The sequence below is a fragment of the Poriferisphaera corsica genome, assembly GCF_007747445.1.
Classification (GTDB): Bacteria; Planctomycetota; Phycisphaerae; order Phycisphaerales; family Phycisphaeraceae; genus Poriferisphaera; species Poriferisphaera corsica.
Map to the genome: position 1 here is coordinate 2,870,376 of NZ_CP036425.1, position 19,718 is coordinate 2,890,093.

The 19,718-nt window shown below is 47.1% G+C and carries 13 protein-coding genes; 9 read left to right on the top strand and 4 right to left on the bottom strand.

The genetic code is table 11. The features are described 5' to 3' along the window. Positions 1–10: 10 nt before the first annotated feature. A complete protein-coding gene (locus KS4_RS11865) occupies positions 11–703 on the bottom strand; it encodes a tetratricopeptide repeat protein (RefSeq protein WP_145078246.1) in 693 nt (230 codons plus the stop codon). Positions 704–834: 131 nt separating this feature from the next. Between KS4_RS11865 and KS4_RS11870 the strand changes: the two genes are divergently transcribed. Both KS4_RS11870 and KS4_RS11875 read left to right on the top strand, forming a co-directional pair. After that, entirely contained in the window at positions 835–1,260 is a 426-nt protein-coding gene (locus KS4_RS11870) for a hypothetical protein (protein WP_145078249.1), read from the top strand. 280 nt (positions 1,261–1,540) lie between these two features. After that, positions 1,541–1,972 carry a hypothetical protein gene (locus KS4_RS11875; RefSeq protein ID WP_145078252.1) on the top strand — a complete coding sequence of 144 codons (432 nt, stop codon included), beginning with the start codon at positions 1,541–1,543 and terminating at the stop codon, positions 1,970–1,972. Between the two features lie 209 nt (positions 1,973–2,181). On the opposite strand, the gene KS4_RS11880 is transcribed toward KS4_RS11875, so the two are convergent. Continuing rightward, a complete protein-coding gene (locus KS4_RS11880; protein WP_145078255.1) occupies positions 2,182–3,321 on the bottom strand; it encodes an ROK family transcriptional regulator in 1,140 nt (379 codons plus the stop codon). Between the two features lie 211 nt (positions 3,322–3,532). Between KS4_RS11880 and nagB the strand changes: the two genes are divergently transcribed. The 4 genes from nagB to ilvA all read left to right on the top strand — a co-directional run bounded on the left by nagB (position 3,533) and on the right by ilvA (position 9,135). Next, positions 3,533–5,506, top strand: a complete 1,974-nt coding sequence (gene nagB / locus KS4_RS11885) for a glucosamine-6-phosphate deaminase (RefSeq protein ID WP_200761201.1) — start codon at positions 3,533–3,535, stop codon at positions 5,504–5,506. A gap of 35 nt (positions 5,507–5,541) precedes the next feature. Further along, on the top strand, positions 5,542–6,360 hold the full coding sequence (locus tag KS4_RS11890) for a nucleotidyltransferase family protein (RefSeq protein ID WP_145078261.1): 819 nt from the start codon (positions 5,542–5,544) through the stop codon (positions 6,358–6,360). A 5-nt stretch (positions 6,361–6,365) separates the two neighbouring features. After that, entirely contained in the window at positions 6,366–7,724 is a 1,359-nt protein-coding gene (locus tag KS4_RS11895) for a GHMP family kinase ATP-binding protein (RefSeq protein WP_234698886.1), read from the top strand. A 160-nt stretch (positions 7,725–7,884) separates the two neighbouring features. After that, entirely contained in the window at positions 7,885–9,135 is a 1,251-nt protein-coding gene (ilvA, locus tag KS4_RS11900) for a threonine ammonia-lyase (RefSeq protein ID WP_145078267.1), read from the top strand. Positions 9,136–9,185: 50 nt separating this feature from the next. Here the strand turns inward: ilvA and KS4_RS11905 are convergent, their stop codons facing one another. Beyond that, positions 9,186–13,826, bottom strand: a complete 4,641-nt coding sequence (locus KS4_RS11905) for an ABC transporter transmembrane domain-containing protein (protein ID WP_200761202.1) — start codon at positions 13,824–13,826, stop codon at positions 9,186–9,188. 398 nt (positions 13,827–14,224) lie between these two features. On the opposite strand from KS4_RS11905, the gene KS4_RS11910 reads away from it, so the two are divergent. Both KS4_RS11910 and KS4_RS11915 read left to right on the top strand, forming a co-directional pair. Beyond that, positions 14,225–16,510 carry a Gfo/Idh/MocA family protein gene (locus tag KS4_RS11910; RefSeq protein WP_200761203.1) on the top strand — a complete coding sequence of 762 codons (2,286 nt, stop codon included), beginning with the start codon at positions 14,225–14,227 and terminating at the stop codon, positions 16,508–16,510. Further along, positions 16,507–17,670 carry a Gfo/Idh/MocA family protein gene (locus tag KS4_RS11915; RefSeq protein ID WP_145078276.1) on the top strand — a complete coding sequence of 388 codons (1,164 nt, stop codon included), beginning with the start codon at positions 16,507–16,509 and terminating at the stop codon, positions 17,668–17,670. The genes KS4_RS11910 and KS4_RS11915 overlap by 4 nt, the downstream gene beginning before the upstream one ends. 56 nt (positions 17,671–17,726) lie before the next feature. Here KS4_RS11915 and KS4_RS11920 read toward each other — a convergent pair whose 3' ends face one another. Beyond that, on the bottom strand, positions 17,727–18,377 hold the full coding sequence (locus KS4_RS11920; RefSeq protein WP_145078279.1) for an ANTAR domain-containing response regulator: 651 nt from the start codon (positions 18,375–18,377) through the stop codon (positions 17,727–17,729). Between the two features lie 464 nt (positions 18,378–18,841). On the opposite strand from KS4_RS11920, the gene KS4_RS11925 reads away from it, so the two are divergent. Beyond that, a complete protein-coding gene (locus tag KS4_RS11925; protein WP_200761204.1) occupies positions 18,842–19,696 on the top strand; it encodes an ABC transporter permease in 855 nt (284 codons plus the stop codon). Positions 19,697–19,718: the final 22 nt, after the last annotated feature.

Genomic DNA, 19,718 nt, shown 5'->3' on the forward strand with positions numbered 1-19,718 from the left:
TTGGTTGGGTTTAGCGGAGGATGGCAGGTTTTGGGGGTTCGAGTTTGATGGTTGGGCCGGGGACGATGCCGTAGGAACGGAGCTTGTCGGCGAGGCCGAAGTGTTTGGGGTTGATGTAGTAGGCGTAGCGGAGTGATGTGATTGTGTTTTCGACATCGTTGAGTGACTCGTAAAAATCAGCGATGGCGAGGTATGGGGTTGGGTCTTCGGCAGGTGCGAAGTGTGCTGCTTTTTTGTAGGCGATGATGGCTTCATCGACGGCGCCGGACTTGGTGAGGTATTTGGCTTGGCGGATGTAGTCGCGAGGCTTGCCGTAGTAGTCGGCTTGGCGAGCAAGGAAAGCGGTGAGGTTTTCGATGCGGTCTTGCTGAAAGAGAGACTCGGCAATGCCGTCGAGGATTTTGGGTGCGAGTTCTTTGTCTTCACGTTTGATGGTGTAGGCTTTTTCGAAAGCGAATTGAGCTTGTTCGGGTTTGCCGAGTTTGAGGTTGATTTTGCCGAGCTCGTATTGGGCGAGCGCGTCGTTGGGTTCGTTTTCTGCAGCAGCGGCATAGAGGTCGCGTGCTTGCTCGAGTTCGCCGTGGTATGCGGCAAGGCGGGCTTCGTTTCGCATCTCGTAGTTGTTTGGGGGAAGTGAGCAGCCGAGGATTGAGAGGGTGAGGAGGAGGACGAAGATGGGGGACAATTTATGGATCGCGGTCATGGGTTATTCCTTCCGTGGTGGGAGAACTGATACCATGATAAGAAATTCTGAGAAAGTGGGTAGAGTTTGGACGAAAGGATGGGAGTTTCCACGATATGATTGGGGTGTAATGAGGGATGGAGGGTGGCGAAATGGCGTGGGGAGCAGTGAAGAAGGAAACGATGATGGAAATGTTGCCGAGCGTTTTGTTGAGGCATGAGGGGTACGGAGAGGGGCATTTTGATTGGCTGCTGGGCGAGCCGGGGGTTGTTTATGATGGTGATGAGGAGAAAAGGCTGTGGACGTGGCGGATTGATGTGGGCAGCGATGCGTGGGAAATGGGGAAAGAATATGCCATGGTGAGGAATTTTGATCACCGAGCGCGATATCTGTCTTATGAGGGGGAAATTAGTGGTGGGCGAGGTGAAGTGCGACAAGTGGATAAGGGCGTACATGAGGTGGAGGAGTGGGGAGAGGGCCGAATTGTGACGCGGATCGATTTTGAGAAATTTGAGGGGATTGCTGAAATACGATGCATTAAAGGGGAGATCTGGGGCGTTGTATTTAAAGAGGGGTGATGGCGATGAAAAATCTCAAATCGAGAAGGAGTCATCTGGAAGGATTGAGATAATTTTATCTTGTATCTGTTAGGTATAGTGATTAAAGTGTAAGTAAATCAGTGGTCTTTATTTGCGTTCAGCTGATCATGTAATTTCAGAGCATATCATCGAAACTATTACGTTTATTGTTGAGAATGAAAAATTTTATATTGCTCACGTGAATCAAATCTGAAACTTTTAATCTGTATTTTTTAGCCAAGCACATTTTTCGTTCAGTTCTGTCCAGAGGAGCAACATGATGTCGGATCAAGATCAATTGGATATCCATGCATCGGATGATGATTTATTAGCAGGGGCAATCCCTATTCCAGCAGAAGCATTGGGTGGTGATGATTTAACACCGATCGATGTTGAAGACACGCCTGCAGAGGAGGCGGCACCGGTGATCAGTGGGAATGTTGTGGGGTCGAATAAGATCCGCACGTTCCAGTCGGATCAGGTGCATAAGGAGAATTGGTCGCGGCAAACGAATGCGGATGGGACGGGTGCAACGCACTGCAAGACGTTCTTTGCGAAGCTAAGACAAGATGCGATTCATCACCTGGATGAGCAGATCAATGTTTGGCTGGATGAACATCCAGATTATGAAGTGAAATTTTCGACATCGTGTGTCGGCAAGCTGGTCGGGAAGACGAATGAAGACGCGGTATTTATGACGGTTTGGGTATAACAAGAAGCATACTGCAGGCAACTGCATGCATAGAAGAAAAGCAGCTCTCTGGAGCTGCTTTTTTAGTTGTTCTAAAGCGTTCTGTGAAACATCTGCCAAGTGGACCTGTCGGTCGCTACGATAAAGATCGCTTCCGAAGTGACCATGCTTTTATTTATGGCATTGATGGCCCGACATGTACTCATGCAACTTGATTTATTTGATGTGGGTCAAGATAAAACGGTATGGTTTTGATGGGTGACGATACCGCCCCAGTCATTGCAATAGAGACGGGTTAGGCCGAGCCAACCTGCGGTTTCGGCGTTGCGTGCAGCGGGCTGATCCCAAAGGTCAATTTTAAAACGATCGACGATATTCATAAGAACCGAGCCTCGAAGTTTTCGGAGCAGCGTGTCGGTGAAGTTGGGGTATCGCGTGAGTTCGCTGACAAGAATGAGACGATTCGGGCGAATGAAGTTGACCGCGTTTGAAAGAGACATGGCAAGGTGATCGATGACGGTCTCAAGTGCGGGGTTGTCGTTTTCAAAAATGGCGGCTTGCTCAAGAAGTGTTGCAACGGATTGTGAGGGGTTGAGTTGATGGAGGTAAGTGGTTGATACGATGCGTTCGAGGCAGCCTTTGTGGCCACAGTAACATTGTTCGGTGTCAACGGGGAGGCGTGTGTGTCCGAGTTCGTTGGCGGAAAGGACGCAGCCGCGATTTGGTTTACCGTCAACAAGCATGGCGGAGCCGATGGCGCCATCGTTGATTGAGACGAGGAGGAGATCCTGGTCGAGTTCGGCTTGATGTGTGAGCACCCAACGTGCAGCGAGGGCGTGCATGTCGTTGTCGAAAAGAACGGGGAGATTGCCAGCGGCTTGTGTGATGGGGGTGAGTGAAATGGTGCCCCTGCCCTGTACGGCGGAGGAGAAGAGGATGGTTTGCGCTTCGGGGTCGATGAGGCCGGTGACATTGACGGAGACGAAGAGGGTTGTGGCATCAATGACGGATGTGAGAAGCTGGCAGGCGGTAGGGATGACTTGATCGGAGGATTGGACTTTTTGGACGGTGAGTTTGCCGATGAGCTGGCCTTTGAGATTTAGCCGACAGACTGAGACTTGGCCACGACGGAGTGCGACACAGGCAATATGGCGTTGATGGGTGTCGATTTCCAGAGGGATGCGTGGGCGTCCTGCACGGACGGGCTGGGGAGTGCCTTCTGAGATAATGCCTTGATCGATGAGGTCGGAGACGATTTGCCCGACACCGTTTGGGGTGAGACCGGTGCGTTTATGCAATTCCCAGCGGCTGAGACCGCCTTCGCGCCAGAGGTGCTGGAGTATTTGCTGCTGTCTGGCGTTGATACGCATGATTTATGGCTCACTGGTCAAGGATTTGGCCGATTCTTTACCGACCTTAATTATTATTTATATCGTTCATAATAAATAATTCAATGGTATTCGGCGTCATAATTAATGGTTTTTTAACGGAATACCCGGTTGACATTTATTATTGCTTTTGATAATAATTATCATTCTGTAGTTTTCAATCTGTATTGAATTGCATAAGGGTAGACAGATGATGAATAGTTTCCGATTTGATCCGAGGATGTCGCGAGAAAAGATTGCGACGGTGGTGAGGGACAATTCGGCAGCCGTCAGCTGCGAGGTTGCTGCAGAGATTGCGGCTCTGATACGTGAGAAGGCAGCAGCGGGTGAAAAAGCGGTGTTGGGACTGGCAACGGGGTCAACTCCGAAGGGTGTTTATCGGGAGCTGATCAGGATGCACCGAGAGGAGGGGCTATCGTTTAAGAATGTGGTGACATTCAATCTGGATGAATATTATCCGATGCCGGTGGATCATCTGCAGAGTTATGTGCGGTACATGAATGAGCAGTTGTTTGATCATGTGGATATCGATCGCGAGTCGGTTCACGTACCGGACGGGACACTGGAGGCGCGAGAGGTCGCGGGGTTTTGCGCAGCATATGAGAGAAAGATTGCTGGGTATGGTGGATTGGATTTGCAGATACTCGGGATTGGGCGAACGGGTCATATTGGGTTTAATGAGCCGGGATCGGGTGAGGAGAGTTTGACGCGCATGATTTGGCTGGATGAGATTACACGACAGGACGCGTCGGGTGATTTTTTCAGATTAGAAAATGTGCCACACCGAGCAATCACGATGGGGGTAGGAACGATCATGAACGCGAAGCGAGTGATCATGATGGCATATGGTGTTGCGAAAGCATCGGTTATTAAGAGGGCGATTGAGGGCAAGGTGACGAGTGAAGTGGCGGCATCGTTCTTGCAGGGACATGAGAATGCAGTGGTTTATGTTGATCGTGCAGCGGCGGGGCATTTAACGCGGTTTGATCGGCCTTGGCTGGTGGATCCGACGTATACGTGGGACAAAAACAGGATTATCAAGGCGACGATTTGGTTAGCACAACGACTCGGCAAGCCGTTATTGAAATTAACGGATTTGGATTACAACAAGAATCATTTGCAGAGTTTGATTGCAGAGCATGGGCCAGCGTTCAATATTAATTTGAAGGTATTCAGGCACATGCAGGGGACGATTACGGGCTGGCCGGGCGGGAAGCCTGACGAGTTAAAACAGCCGGGCGATAGAAAGTGGCCGAATGATGAGGTGTTTCCAAAGCGAGTAATCGTGTTTAGCCCTCACCCAGATGACGATGTAATCTCGATGGGCGGAACGCTGATTCGTTTAAACGATCAGGGTCATGATGTACATGTAGCGTATCAGACATCAGGTAATATTGCGGTGTTTGATGATGATGCACTTAAGTTTGCGGATTTTGCGCATGACTTCAATCAACTCTTTGGAATTGACAACGAAAAAGCGCGAAGTATTGAAGCGCATGTGGAGCAGTATTTGAGAAACAAGGGGATTGGAGAAAGTGACTCTAATGAAATCAGGCAAATTAAAGGGTTAATTAGGCGATCAGAAGCAAGAGCAGGATGCCGATATTGTGGTGTACCCTCTGAACGAGTTCATTTTTTAGATATGCCTTTCTATGAAACAGGGAAGGTTGACAAGAAACCTTTAGGTGAGGATGACATTGAAACTGTTGTTAGTTTTTTGAGGAAAATTAAACCTCATCAAATATATGCGGCAGGTGATTTAGCTGACCCGCATGGAACGCATCGCGTGTGTTTGGATGCGATATTTGAAGCAGTGGAGTGTGTGAAGGATGATGCGTGGTATCAAGCGTGCCAATTTTTGATGTATCGAGGCGCATGGCATGAGTGGGAGCCAGAGAGTATTGATATGTGCATACCTTTGTCACCGCTAGATGTCGAGCGTAAAAGGCAGGCTATTTTCAAGCATGAATCGCAAAAAGACTCGGCAGTCTATCCGGGAAATGATTCACGTGAATTTTGGCAACGAGCAGAAGAACGCAATGCGGAAACGGCTGAACTTTATAATGAATTAGGGCTGCCAGAATATTCTGCGATGGAAGCATTTGCGTTGTATACGGGTGATAAAAATTACCCAACACGTATTAGCAAGTCACAATATACTTGTTGATGATTTATTAATTATTTTACCTCGATGGTGTGGATATGAAAAAAACGACTAAGGCTGTCATCATGGCTCGGGGACTGGGTACACGTATGCGCAAAGCTGCGGAAGGCGGTGGTATTTCGGATAAACAGGCATCTGTTGCCGCGAAAGGGATTAAAGCGTTAATACCGATCAAACGACCTTTTCTGGATTACGTCATACATAATTTAGCGGAAGTTGGATTTACGGATGTGTGCTTGATCATTGGTGAGGAGCATCATTCTATTCGTGATTATTATGATCATGAAGCGGGGTTAAGCCGAATACGCGTCTCGTATGCAATACAGAAGGATCCGAAGGGGACGGCTGATGCTGTAGCTGCAGCAGAATCTTTTGCTGGGAATGATTCTTTTATTGTCATGAACTCGGACAACTACTATCCATGTGCCGCGTTTGAGAAACTGCATCATGGGAATGATGCAGGGCTGGTTGGATTTGATAAGCAGGTCATGATCGATGAGAGTAATGTCGCTGCGGATCGGCTGATGGGGTATGCCATTGTAGAACATAGCGAGAAGGGGGAGATGATTACGATTCATGAGAAGCCGTGTGAGGCGGTAATGGCTAAATTCGGGAAGCATGCATTGTTGTCAATGAATTGCTGGCGGTTTACGAAGTCCATTTTTGAAGCTTGCCGTAATATTGAATTGTCGAAACGTGGCGAGTACGAGCTAACGGACGCGGTAAATTATGACATCGATGAACTTGGCGCACAGTATACGGTCATGGCATGCAAGGAACCTGTATTGGATCTATCATGCCAAGACGACATTGCGTCAGTGGCCGCACGGATTGGAGACATGGAGGTTAAGCTTTGAGTGACATGCCCTGCTCTTCTAAATTTGGTGCGACTTGCGCAGAAAATTTAATTGCAAGTGGAATGAGTGAGTGCGAAGCACACAACAAGGAAAGATTATTTGATCAATGCAGCGCGTGGTTAGTCGATAAGATGGGCAGGCCGATAGAAGAAGCTATGGGGTTTTGGCTTCCGGGACGGTTAGAATTTTTAGGAAAACATACAGATTACTGCGGTGGAAGAAGTATGCTAGGGGCAATTGAACGGGGAATATGTATGGTGGCCGCAGCGAGGAAAGATCATTGCGTTAGGGTTGCAAGGATTGACCGAGGGGAGGAACGAACATTTGAGATAAAAGGTGAGATCGAACCCCGACAAGGTGATTGGATGAATTATCTGATGACGGCGGTCAAACGGGTTCATCAAAACTTTGGCAGTTTACACGGGTTTGATCTTATCATTGGTTCAGATCTGCCGATGGCGGCGGGGATGAGTAGTTCGAGTGCGGTGATTGTTGGCATGTGGCTAGTCATGGATGCGGCCAATGGATTAAAAAAACGATCGATCTATCGTGAACAGATTAGTGACGAGCTATCGCTTGCTGAGTACTTGGGGTGTATAGAAAATGGTACTGATTTTCGAGAATTAGAGGGGAATCGCGGGGTGGGGACATTGGGTGGATCTCAAGATCACACAGCGATATTGCTTAGTGATGCAGGAAAATTAAAAACTTTTGGTTTCTCGCCAATTCGTTTTGAGCAAATGATTGAGATTGATAAAAAATATGCTTTTATCATTGGTGTGAGTGGTGTGGACGCGCATAAAACTGGGGCCGCGATGGCTGATTACAACAAAGCAGCGATGCTCGCAAAAGAGCTCGTCGAGATGTGGAATAATCAAACCGGTAGCCATGCTAAAACGCTCACAGAAATCGTGAGATCAGACAGCTTTGATATGACTATAAACAATCTATTCATCGAATACAGTGGTGAGTTAGATTGTAAAGAGTTAAAAAATCGTTTGGCTCATTTTATTCGTGAAAATGATCAGATTATTCCGGCTGTTATGAAAGAATTAAAGTCTAATCACTACGATGTAGTTGGTGACTTAATTGATCAGTCACAGAATTCTGCAGAGAAATTACTTGGCAATCAAGTGATGCATACCATTGAGTTAGCCAAAAGTGCACGAAATTTGGGGGCAGTCGCGGCGTCAGCCTTTGGTGCTGGCTTCGGTGGAAGTGTGTGGGCATTAGTGGAAAAACGTGATCGTGATCGACTAATGAAGGCGTGGAAAAAGGCATACAAAGATTTTGACATGGCTACTAGCGAAAGAGCGTGCTTCTTCGAAACGTTGCTTGGGCCAGGAGCAATGCGTGCTATCTAGCAGTTATTATGGGATTGGAAAGGGACATATCTTAGGTTAAATGTGCATGGGTCGAAGTATTTGCTGTAATCATTACTCTGTATTGGCATAATAAACGGGGCAGAGGTGCTAGTATTACGTGTCAGAATTTTATGGATGACCGTGATATTGGAGTTGATGCATGACTGTGAAAATAACGATTCAGGATGTGCTTGATGCAAAGGAACGGATTAGAGGTACCGTGCTGGAGACACCTTGCCAAAGATCGTCTCAACTTGCTGAGTACACGGGGTTCGATACATGGTGCAAATTGGAATTTTTACAACGCACAGGCAGCTTTAAAGAGCGAGGTGCGAGTAATGCATTAGCCTTGCTGTCTGACGAGCAAAAGCGGCGTGGTGTGATAGCCGCATCGGCGGGGAATCATGCATTAGCATTAGCCTACCATGGACAACGATTAGGTGTGGATGTGAAAGTGGTGATGCCAACGTTTGCGCCGATGATTAAAATATCGACGTGCAGAAGTTTTGATGCAGAGGTCATATTACATGGCACTTCATTTGGTGAAGCTGTTCAGCAAGCCCATGAGATAGGTGAAGCGGAGGGACGCCAGTATGTGCATGGGTTTGACGATCCGCCAATAATTGCTGGACAAGGAACAATGGGGCTTGAGATACTTGAGCAAGTGCCTGATGTTGATGCCGTTGTGATACCAATTGGCGGAGCGGGGTTAATTGCAGGCACCGCACTTGCGATAAAAAGCCAGCGTCCTGAGGTGAAGGTGATCGGTGTGGAGCCGATAAATGCATGCTGCTACATGGACGCACTCAATGCGGGCAAGCCTGTGAAAATTGCGGCTAAGCCGACTCTAGCTGACGGGTTGGCAGTGCACACGGTTGGCGACAATGCGTTTGAATTGGCACGTGATTTGATTGATAAGGTTGTCACAGTCACGGAATCGGAAATCGCTTTGGCTATCTTACGCTTAGTAGAGCGCGAAAAGAGTGTGGTAGAAGGTTCGGGCGCGGCATCGTTGGCAGCATGTATTGCGGGGAAGTTGCCTGAGCTAGAAGGAAAGAAGGTTGTGTTGGCGTTATGTGGGGGGAATATTGATCCATCGATTTTGAGCCGCATTATTGAGGTGGGTTTGGCTGCAGATGGACGTATTATCCGGTTTACTGCACGGATCAGTGATCGGCCTGGCGGATTAGCTGAGTTTGCAAAAGTCATTGCGAAAGCTGGGGCAAGCATTAAAGATATTACGCATGATAGAACGTTTGCTGGGCCAGACGTGTCTGCGGTGCATGTGCAGTGTAAAATTGAGACATCAAGCCATGAACATATTGAACGCGTCTATCAATCGCTTAGGGAACACAAAATACCATTTAGACCGGTTGAAATCGAGGCGGAAACGTTGAGTGCATACCATTAACATGAAAAAGGACGCTGTTTCCAGCGTCCTTTTTCATGTTGGGGTTGAATTTAATCTTCAATATTCGGAGCTAGGTCGATCACAGGGAGTGATTGATTAATCGATGGGAGCGGAACATCAAGATAACGTGAGACGTTGGGAACCTGCAGAGCTGCGCGAAGCGCTCGGAGGTCTCTCATAAGTTCCTTCTTAAGAGCTGGATAGTATTGCTCAGTAAAGAAGAAGTATTTGGCGGCTTCCTCGTCAATGAGATAAACTTTGTCTGTTTTGATGCCAGGCATGAGGAGTTGGCGGCCGATAGCGAATTTGGAAAGCGTAAGCATGTCGTGGCCGCCGTTAAGACGGACAACTTGTTTGAGCAGAATTGCCCGCTTAAGGCGTGCAAGATCTTTCTGATTTTGGATGAGTATCGTGTATTGCTGCTTACCCTCTTCGTTGACCTGATTCATTTTCCAAAGCAATTCATCCCATGTGTGGCGATCAGGGCAATCGAGAATGCGGATATCGGGAACAGGTTGATTCAGAATATCGTCAACTGCACCGTCAGGCTGAAGTGTGTATGTGATGGCAATGACACGCTCCTTGAGTGCATCAAAGATTAGATCAGTATCTTTCTTAGGCTTATCATCTGAATCAGCGTATACTTCGTCGGCGAAATCTTTGGCATAAGTCCAAAGGAAAGACACATCGAACTCAGCGATTGCATCTTCATCGGGTTCGAAGAAGATAATACGTTCCTCGTTGATTTTTTCATCAAGCTTGAGACGTTTGATGACTTCATACATTTGACGGTAAACGAGGATAGGCTCGCCGGGGAAACGCTCACCGACAAAACGATCGAATGGATAGCTGGCGGCAAGACGAAAATCTCGTTCGACAGCCATATTCGCCAGGCGCTTATACTCTTGCAACTTTTCGTTCTTCAGCAGGAAACCGAGATCGAAAACATCTTCGGCTCGGATTCGATAAGCATCGCGGAACAGTTGATGATCGAAGCTATCGAAAGCGTCTTCGTCCTTAGGCAGATTGCGGCCAACCACGCGGTTGTTCGGCAGGATGTACGGAGTGATCACGATGATGACTTCACGGCGTTTCTTTTGCTTGTCGGTGCTGCGAAAGAGATTACCAATCAATGGTATGTCGCCGAGGAATGGAACTTTGTCGATTTGACTGTTTTGATCACGGCTGACAAGACCACCGATAATGAAGGGGGTATTATTCGCAATACGCGTATGTGTTTGTACACGGCGAACAGAGATGCGTGGAGCTTGAGCGAGAACGTTTTGATCACGATCACGGATGACCAGTTCTTCACCAACGACTTCGTTCGAGACGATTCCATCGATTTGCATGCTAACTTCTTCAGCATTTGAAGCAACGCGAGGTCGCACATTTAAAAGAATACCAACGGGTATATATTTAAAATTCAATACAACCTCAGAAGTGCTGCTACCCTTATAACTGGTCGCTACGGGTAGTTCTTCGCCAACGCGAATCGATGCTTGTCGTGTGTCGAGTGTTAAAACACTGGGGCGTGAAAGAATTTCGGCGTTACCATCGCGAACAAGCGCTTGAAGTTGAGCTCTCCATTTGCCATTGAGACCTTCAACGGAAATATCAAGCATTTTCGATTCATCATTTGCTGCTTGGAAATTGGGCAGCCGTCCAAAAATAACTTCTTGTATACGTTCAAGCTCACCGCCAAATGCGTCACCATCTACTGTCCACTGAACTCCTAGTTTTTGAAGTCCTGTTTCAGAAATTTCTAAAACCATGGCTTCAATATAAATCTGTTGTGCGGGCAAGTCGATGGTGTTTCGAATACGATCTAGAACATCAGAAAATTGCTCTGGTTTTGCGGGATTGTATAGTACGAGCAAATCCATCGTACGAGCAGCATTCGTGTAGTTCTTAAGTTCTGAGGCTGTCGTTGGGGCTTGTGTCATACCAAACGAAGCGGGGCCGGATTTGGTGCCGCCAACAAGATCTACAAAGTCGGGGGTTGGCGTCAATACAATGGCGGGCAATTTTTTTACATCAACACTCCCGCTTGGTGTAATTTTCCTGTATTTGGTTGCATTCCCAAGACTTTCAATTTTGAAATCAATGCATTGAAAGCCAAAACCCTTTAGCAGCGCGACAGCACGATCCGCATCAATATAGCTGAGTGTAATCAGTTCACTTGCAAGATCTCGAACTTTTAGATTCTTGGTATTGTCATCAAGTTTTTGCTTTGCATCTCGAATGCTTTTTACGAAGTCGTCACGCTCTTTCTTCGCAATATCTGGGATTGAGCCTAGTGTCTGTGCATATATGTAAACGTGAGGCGCTTGGCTACGATAGGTTTTGTAGCCGACATGTAAAAGATGCACGCCGTCTTTTTCTTCACGAGCGAGTACGATTTCATCATTAAGACCTGATGGCGCGGCAGGAAGTGTTTGGGAGAGCCAATCACTGGCTACGACATAGCCTTTTTGTGATTTAGCGTTGCTGGTCGCGATGTCGATGAGTTCATCAAGTTCGAGCTTGTTAACGCCGGACATGGGAAAGAAATCGCCGATACCCTTGTAAATCTTTTTACTTTTTGATTGTGAACTAACCACAGCTTTAGGTTTATGATCGATTTTAACTGATTTGGGTGTGGCATTTGCTACACGTTTCTTGTCGATCACCGGCTTACTTACAGGCCTTGCGGGAACAGGTTTGGCTGCGGATGGAGCTGTTTTTTTTTCAGCTGGTTTCGCGACCGGCGCGGGTTTAAGATCAGCTTTTTTCTGTTCAACGGCCTTTACAGCGGGCACAGGTTTGGAAGCAGGCTTTGCTTCTTGTGCGTAGATTGTGTTGGCATTAAAGCTCATCACACCAATCAGGATAGTGGCGATTGCCCAGTTCATCATCGTATTCATACTCTTTCCTATCCGGCCGGCCACTCCGTCGCCGTAACGTTCGTTTACTTGCTGCTTGTTGTAGATATTAACTGCTTTATCTGCGAGTTCTGCGACCATGTCAGCATGAGAGAGTAACTCACGGTTAGAGGTGATCATGATGACGGTTCTGCCCTTCATGGCTTTAAGAACAGCAGGGATAATCGCTGCTTCGCTATCGGAATCAACGGAAGAAGTTGCTTCATCCAAGATAAGAATACGTGGATTTTTTAGCATTGCGCGGGCGAGCGCGATGCGTTGCATCTCGCCGCGTGAGAGGCTAATACCATCGTTACCACCGATATCTGTGCCGTACCCATGAGGAAGTGCTGAGATGATTTCATGCGCACCTGTTTTCTTGGCAACATCGATGATTTCATCAATGGTTGCTTCCGGGTTGGCATAATGGAGATTCTCGAGGATCGTGCTTTCAAAGAGAAGGCAATCCTGGAAGGCAATCCCGACGCTCTCACGAAGATGTTGCAAATCGTAGTCCTTGATATCGACGCCATCGATCGTAAGCATGCCTTTGGTGGTATCAACAAATCGGAGCAGGAGTTTCGCAAGAGTACTTTTACCTGAACCTGAGGGGCCCGTGAAAGCACAAACGGTGCCCGACTCGATTTCCAGATGAAAACTATTAATGAGAGGTTCGCGATCATCGAAAGAAACCGCGACATCACGGAAAGCGATGTCGCCGCGAATTGGCTTTTTGATCGGGCTGACTACATCGGTTTCAGATTCTTGAGAATCAAGTACTTCAAAGACGCGATCAATGCTGGCGGAGACACGTGTGAGCTTCGCAAACCCGCTCATAAGTTCCATGACATTGGGGTAGAGTTTCAGAACATACCCAAAGTACATCACAAAAACACCTGTGGTCATGACGTTGCCGTAGACTTGGTAAGCACCGAAGCCGATGAGCGAAATTGTGCCAAGCCCGATGAGCAAATCACCGACCACCTTTTGACGGACATGAAACTTTTTGCTGCGGATCTGGCTTTTGCGGGTGCGATCAATTGCTTTTGCGAAGGCGAGATTCTCTCGGCTTTCGCCAGTAAAACCTTTAACGACTTCAGCAGCAAACAGTTTTTCAATCAGGCTGCTTTGCGCATCCGCAAGATGCTCTTGAGCTTCACTGCTTGCAGCTTTGATGGGGCGTTTAAACCATGTTGCGGCGAGAACATGAAGTGGAAGTACTGCGGTGGCGACAATGGCGAGTTTCCAGTTGATCGCATAAAGCACTGCGATCAGTGCTAAGAAAAGCAATAGCGACTGGAGCAGTGTTGGTAGATCGTCTTGTATGAATGATTGAATCATGAAGCTGTCGTTCATGACGCGGCTGGAGACTTTGCCGGGGCTATGCTTACGGTAGTAGCGGAGATTTTTTCGTTGCAGTTGCTCAAACAACTGCTTACGGAGCGAGAATGCGACATGCTCACCAACATTCACGGCTGCAAACTTGCTGTAAAAATACAGTATGTTGCGCAAGCCGAAGTAGACGATGTACCCCCCGATAACGAACCAAAGAAACACAATCTTTCGGCCATTCAAAACTTCATCGATCAAAAACTTGCCCAGCATTTCGGGGACAAGCGAAACCCCAGTCAGGATCATCAACAGCATCAACATAAAAGTGATCTGCTTGGTATTGGGGCGCAGCAAAGCACCAAGGCCTTTCAGTGAGCCCGCGAGGTCATCACTGGAAATTGCTCTCTTGGTTAATTTTTTCTTAGTCTTTAATTGTTCATCCGATTCGGATTTCATGCTCTGGCCCATTCGAGCGTCCTGCTCAATAATGTTGACTTCATGTCTGGTCAGAAGCGATACGCCACTTCATGCAAACTGCAAATATACAGATACGCACGGAGCATACACCACAAAGGAGTCGAAACTCACCCAATCATCCCACGATGCGGCCAATGCATATATGGGCACATTTTCCACGAATCTGCCCCAATCAGCAAGCTTCTTCTTACACAACGATCATTTGACATCACGATTGGTGAACTCGCGTCAATAACCCCTCAGATATGAGAATTATCGGCTAAACCCTTGTCGATCACCTCCATTTTAGCACGTACACTAAAACCAGTGACGGGAAAATGCAGGCTACGCCAACTTCAGGTCGATTCATTACTAGCCGACACACCGGAGATCACTCCATGCCCAAGCAGCAGACAAGCTCAACCGATGCCAATATCAACAAGCAGCAATCCTCCACATTACCGGAGGGGCTGCCTGCAGGTATCGCTCGCCTGCCAGATATCGATTTGAGACAGCTCTATCAATTAACTGATGATACGGGCATCTTTCAACACGCGGTTTATGCGGCTCCAGACCCCAATCACGGCTATTGCATTGATGATAATGCCAGAGCACTGATCGCAGCAGTGCTTCATGCGAGGCTTCGTGGCTACGACGAGCGAATTGTTCCATTGCAGCGATATCTAACTTTTTTAGCCTACGCATACAACGAAGACACGCATGCATTTCGTAATTTCATGGGATATGATCGCCATTGGCTAGAGGACATTGGCTCGACTGATTCGCAAGGCCGCACAATCTGGGCGCTCGGCCTGACGGTGCATCATGCACCCAATGATATCATTCGTGAATTGGCGGAGCAGCTTCTATTTAAAAGCTACCAAGCTGCATCACATTTCAAATTCATACGCTCACAGACCTTTTCCCTGATCGGGCTACAGGAATACCTAAGCTACAATCCTGATCACAAAGAGATCCGTGAACTTAGAGATGTGATCGCAAATCGTTTGTTCGATCGCTACAAAGAGAACGCAACACAAGATTGGCCATGGTGGGAAAATACCGTGACCTATGACAACGCCAAACTCCCGCATGCACTTTTAATTTGCGGCAAAGACATGCGTCGAGATGATATGGTCGAAGCAGCACTAACTTCACTTGAATGGCTATATGAAGTACAGCTGGCTGACGATGGGCATTTATCGATTATTGGGAATGATGGCTGGCTTCAAAAAGGTCACACAAAAGCAATGTTTGATCAGCAGCCTCTAGAAGCTTATGCCATGATACATGGCTGCCTCACAGCCGCTGCCATGACAAAAGACAGTAAATGGGCAAAATATGCCTGGAATTGTTTTTCATGGTTCACTGGTAGAAATGATACTGGCATACCACTCTATCACCCGGATACTGGAGGTTGCCAAGATGGGCTTGAAGCAAGCGGGCCGAATAAAAACCAAGGCGCTGAATCCTCATTAGCGTACCTTCTATCTGTATTGGAGCTACATCTATATTATGAGTTACTTGCAGCTCGGATCACTTCAACACAGCCTGAAACTTTCGGTATTGGCTTGATTGGTGATGGCAATACTGCGGCCTTTACAATGCAGAACTTTGTCAAACATGAGCACCTTAGACCAATTTCAGCATGGTCCACTGCTCCAGAAAAAGTCAAACATATCACAAGCCCCCTGAGCATGACTGCCTGCAATGATTTGAAAGACTTGCTTGACGACCCTCGTATACAGATCATTTACATCGCCAGTCAACCCAACATGCGTTCTTCACATGCAATCGCAGCTCTCAATGCAGGGAAGCATGTACTACTTGAAAAACCAATCGCAACAGATCTGGGTAGCGCTCACCAAATCATTCAAACAGCTCATCAACGAGATCTTGTCTTGGGCGTGAATCTAATGATGCGATTCGGCCCCCTAACACATCCTGTCAAACAGTTGATTAGACGATCAATTCTCGGTATGCCTTTGCGTGGCTATTACATCAACCGCGCGGGTGATGCTGGATTACCTGACAACCACTGGTTTTGGGACAATGAAATTTCTGGCGGCATCTTTATTGAACATGGTGTACATGCTTTCGATTTAATGCGTTATTGGCTTGGTGAGTCACAAGTACTCTCAGCTTCTCGTTTTCGACGCCACTTCAACGATGATCCGAATGAACAATCACTGATAGATCAAGCAACATGCGATCTGAGATATGGATACCAAACAACGGTAAATTTCTATCATGGCTTCAATCAACCTGTGCCTTTAGATATGCAAGATTCTCGCATCATCTTTGAGAGAGGACAGATTATTTTACGGGGTTGGATACCATCCCAAATCGAAATCCGCGGCATTCTGACCAATTCCGAAATCGATCAATTGCAAGCACTTTTCCCTAAAGCCACAATCAAAACAATTCGCACCTTCGATGAGCCACTCGATATCATGCATCATCACGGCAGGAGTACACGAATTGATTGTGAAATACATCTAAAATGGTCTAGCGATCACGACAAGCAAACACTCTATAGCAACGCAACACAACACTTGATGCAAGATTTTATCAAACGCATTGAACACCGTCGGCATCGACTTCGTGCTGACGCCAATGATGCATTGGCTGCTCTGATGATTGCACTCGATGCTGACCGTATTGCAAAGGGTGTAACGCCATGACGTCAGATGATATGACTAATCCCCCCATCCGTTATGCGCTTATTGGTTGCGGCGGTTTTGGTAGATTCTGTCTCGATCAATACAAGCAAATGTCGAATCTTAAAATTGTTGGCGTATTTGATCTTGATCAAACACTCTGTACAAAAACTGCGATCGAACATCAAATCACCGCCTACACAGATATAGACCAACTTCTCAAGTCTGATGAAATTGATCTCGTACATATTGCAACGCCACCTTTTGCTCATACCAATATCGCAATTCAAGCTTTGAATAATGGCAAACATGTGCTGTGCGAGAAACCATTGACCCTGACACTCGACGAAGCTCAATGCATGATTGAGCTTGCCCGTTCACAAAAACGTGTTCTCGCCGCGAATCTCATCATGCGATACGACCCTCTATCACAAAAGGTCAAACAGCTCATTGATTCGAATATCCTTGGCCAGCCTTTACATGGTTTTTTTGAAAATTACGCAGCTGACGAACCACTCCCCCCAACTCATTGGTTTTGGAAACCTGAACTCTCTGGCGGCATTTTTATTGAGCATGGCGTGCATTTTTTCGATCTCTATCGCTACTGGCTAGGTGATTTCAAAATATCTAGCGCCCAGCACACCGCACGACCCAATCAACTAACCGATGATGGCCGCCCTATCATGGATCAAGTCAATTGCACCGCTATTGTTCGCGACTATATTCCTGTCAATTTTTATCACGGATTCACACAACCCCATCGTTTAGATCGACAAGAGATGCGTATCGTTTTTGAACGTGGTTCTATCCGTCTTTTCGAATGGGTCCCAACATCATACGAACTCGATTGCATTCTCAGTAAACATGACTTCGAGCAAGTACAAACCATTTTGCAGCCTCAGTCTTTCGAGATCACTGAGAACTACAGTCAAACTGATCGTGAATTTCATTCGTATAATCGTGACTACCTAATCGATGGCCGATATCGCATCACCGGTGACGTCCAGATGCCCAAGACAGATCTTTACGGCCACATGGTCCGCGCACTTCTTGACGATCAAATCACTTTCATCCATAACCCCAACCATCAACGCCTGCTGACCGAAGACAATGGATTCACATCTCTTCAAGCCGCCGTACATGCAACTGAACTTGCCTCGCAATTGGGTTCACCATTCAAATAAAGTTCGCAAACAAGAGTGCCCGCGAACATAATCGTTATCAACATCATGCAAAATTTTTATTCTCGGGGTGTTGCAACACCTTCCATCAACTCCTGAGCATCAATGACCGCTTGCGCTAATTCCGCCATTGGACGCCTGGTATCTCGAGATTGTTTTTGCAATCGCCGCATCGCTTCAGATTCGCTCAGCCCAAGATTTTGCATGATCAAGCCTTTCGCTCGCTCAATAAGCTTGCGATCTGCCAATCGTTTTTCTAACAATGCACATTCAAGCTCAGCTTTGCGTTTCTCAAGATACCGCTGCCAAGCCACCGTCATCGATACTCGAAGCGTATCTGCACTCACCGGCTTCAACAGGTATCCGATCACACCCAAATCACCCGCTGCTTCAACATACTCACGATCACTGTATGCACTCACGATCATGACCGGTATACCCATCTCTTCATATAGCACCTTCGCCGCCTCAAGCCCTGTCATCTCCGGCATGCGCAGATCCAATAGAGCAATGTCCGGTCGTTTTTCGCGCGCAAGATCAATAACCTTGCGACCGTTCGATGCCATGCCCAGAACTTCGTAACCTAGCCCAGTGAGTTCCTCGCACAGACTCCTCGCCAGAAGATGTTCATCCTCTGCAATGATGACTGTGCGCACCTCTGGTAACGCAGCTCCGCGACTTGTAGCCTTGTCAGACTCAAAATTCGCCATTTTCTTTTCCCAGATTTTCAAAAATTCTATCCGTTGCCCTCCATCAACCGTACGCGTCCAAACCCGACGAATGTCGTTCCATCCAAAATAATGATATGCAAACGGTTAAATACGAAGGCAATTAAATGTTACCCGATTTAGTAGTTCCGGCATACCTTGTTTCGATCATTTACTTTTCCCCCATTTTTATACACACTTATAAACCCTTCTCATGCCTGATCTTCCCAGTACTACAAACATTCACACTCAAACTAACAAAATCAATTTAGTTAACTTTTACATTCATACACTCAAATGGAAGTACGTCCAATAATTCTCATTTCACGTAAAAACCCCTCGTCCGATCATAACTTCGATTAAGTCCCCACAACTAACCGTCGATAACCCCTGTGACTTCTGTAACGGTTGCGCGACCTATGCCGCGCATCTCTGAACCGATAACACAGCAGCCACAGGGAAAAGCAGTGTCACAAATTAGTACCGCAGACAACCTATTTAAGCCGCCGCAAACGATTGTCATTCAGCCACGCAAGCGTCTATCCGTTCGGGATTTCACAGAGATGTGGCAATATCGAGATCTTTGCTGGACGCTGTCGATTCGTGACATACAGATCCGTTACAAACAAACGCTTCTCGGAGCTGTTTGGGCGTTACTCCAACCGCTCGCCACCTCAGGTGTTGCCACCGTTGTGTTTGGCCATTTCCTTGGCCTCGCCTCCGGATCACTCGCCGATTACTTCCTGCAAGTTTTCCCCGCAATGATCATCTGGAGCCTCTTCTCAGCCATCATCACAGCTACAAGTAATAGCCTTGTCAGCAATGCTGAAATGCTTCGCAAAGTCTATTTCCCACGTCTGATTATCCCACTCAGTTCCGCTGGCGCTCCCCTCCTTGATTTCCTCGTTGCATCATCCGTTGCAATCGCATTCCTCACATTCACTACTCAAAGTATCTCCATCCATTTTCTCCTCATTCCCTTGATTGTTCTCTCGACACTGATTGCGGCATTCGGAATCGGCCTCTCGTTGGCAGCTCTTACTGTCGTTTACCGCGATTTTCGACTGGTTGTCCCTTTTATGGTTCAACTACTCTTCTTTGTGACACCCGTACTCTACGCCCTCCCCGTCACAGACAAATGGCTCCCCTACGCAAGCCTCAATCCGATGTTCGGCCCGATCACAACGCTCCGCGCCATACTCGAAGGCAATCCTTATTCCTTCACACCATGGGCTATTTCTCTCAGTATTTCCGCAACCACGCTTTCCTTCGGCATCTTTGTCTTCACACGCATCGAAAGAAAATTCGCTGACATTGTTTAATCAAACAACTCACCGTTGTTTC

Coding starts and splice junctions, on each gene's coding strand:
- KS4_RS11910 (WP_200761203.1), top strand. CDS start 14,225: ATGCCCAAGCAGCAGACAAGCTCAACCGATGCCAATATCAACAAGCAG.
- nagB (WP_200761201.1), top strand. CDS start 3,533: ATGAATAGTTTCCGATTTGATCCGAGGATGTCGCGAGAAAAGATTGCG.
- KS4_RS11905 (WP_200761202.1), bottom strand. CDS start 13,826: ATGAAATCCGAATCGGATGAACAATTAAAGACTAAGAAAAAATTAACC.
- KS4_RS11915 (WP_145078276.1), top strand. CDS start 16,507: ATGACGTCAGATGATATGACTAATCCCCCCATCCGTTATGCGCTTATT.
- ilvA (WP_145078267.1), top strand. CDS start 7,885: ATGACTGTGAAAATAACGATTCAGGATGTGCTTGATGCAAAGGAACGG.
- KS4_RS11890 (WP_145078261.1), top strand. CDS start 5,542: ATGAAAAAAACGACTAAGGCTGTCATCATGGCTCGGGGACTGGGTACA.
- KS4_RS11875 (WP_145078252.1), top strand. CDS start 1,541: ATGTCGGATCAAGATCAATTGGATATCCATGCATCGGATGATGATTTA.
- KS4_RS11895 (WP_234698886.1), top strand. CDS start 6,366: ATGCCCTGCTCTTCTAAATTTGGTGCGACTTGCGCAGAAAATTTAATT.
- KS4_RS11870 (WP_145078249.1), top strand. CDS start 835: ATGGCGTGGGGAGCAGTGAAGAAGGAAACGATGATGGAAATGTTGCCG.
- KS4_RS11920 (WP_145078279.1), bottom strand. CDS start 18,377: ATGGCGAATTTTGAGTCTGACAAGGCTACAAGTCGCGGAGCTGCGTTA.
- KS4_RS11865 (WP_145078246.1), bottom strand. CDS start 703: ATGACCGCGATCCATAAATTGTCCCCCATCTTCGTCCTCCTCCTCACC.
- KS4_RS11880 (WP_145078255.1), bottom strand. CDS start 3,321: ATGCGTATCAACGCCAGACAGCAGCAAATACTCCAGCACCTCTGGCGC.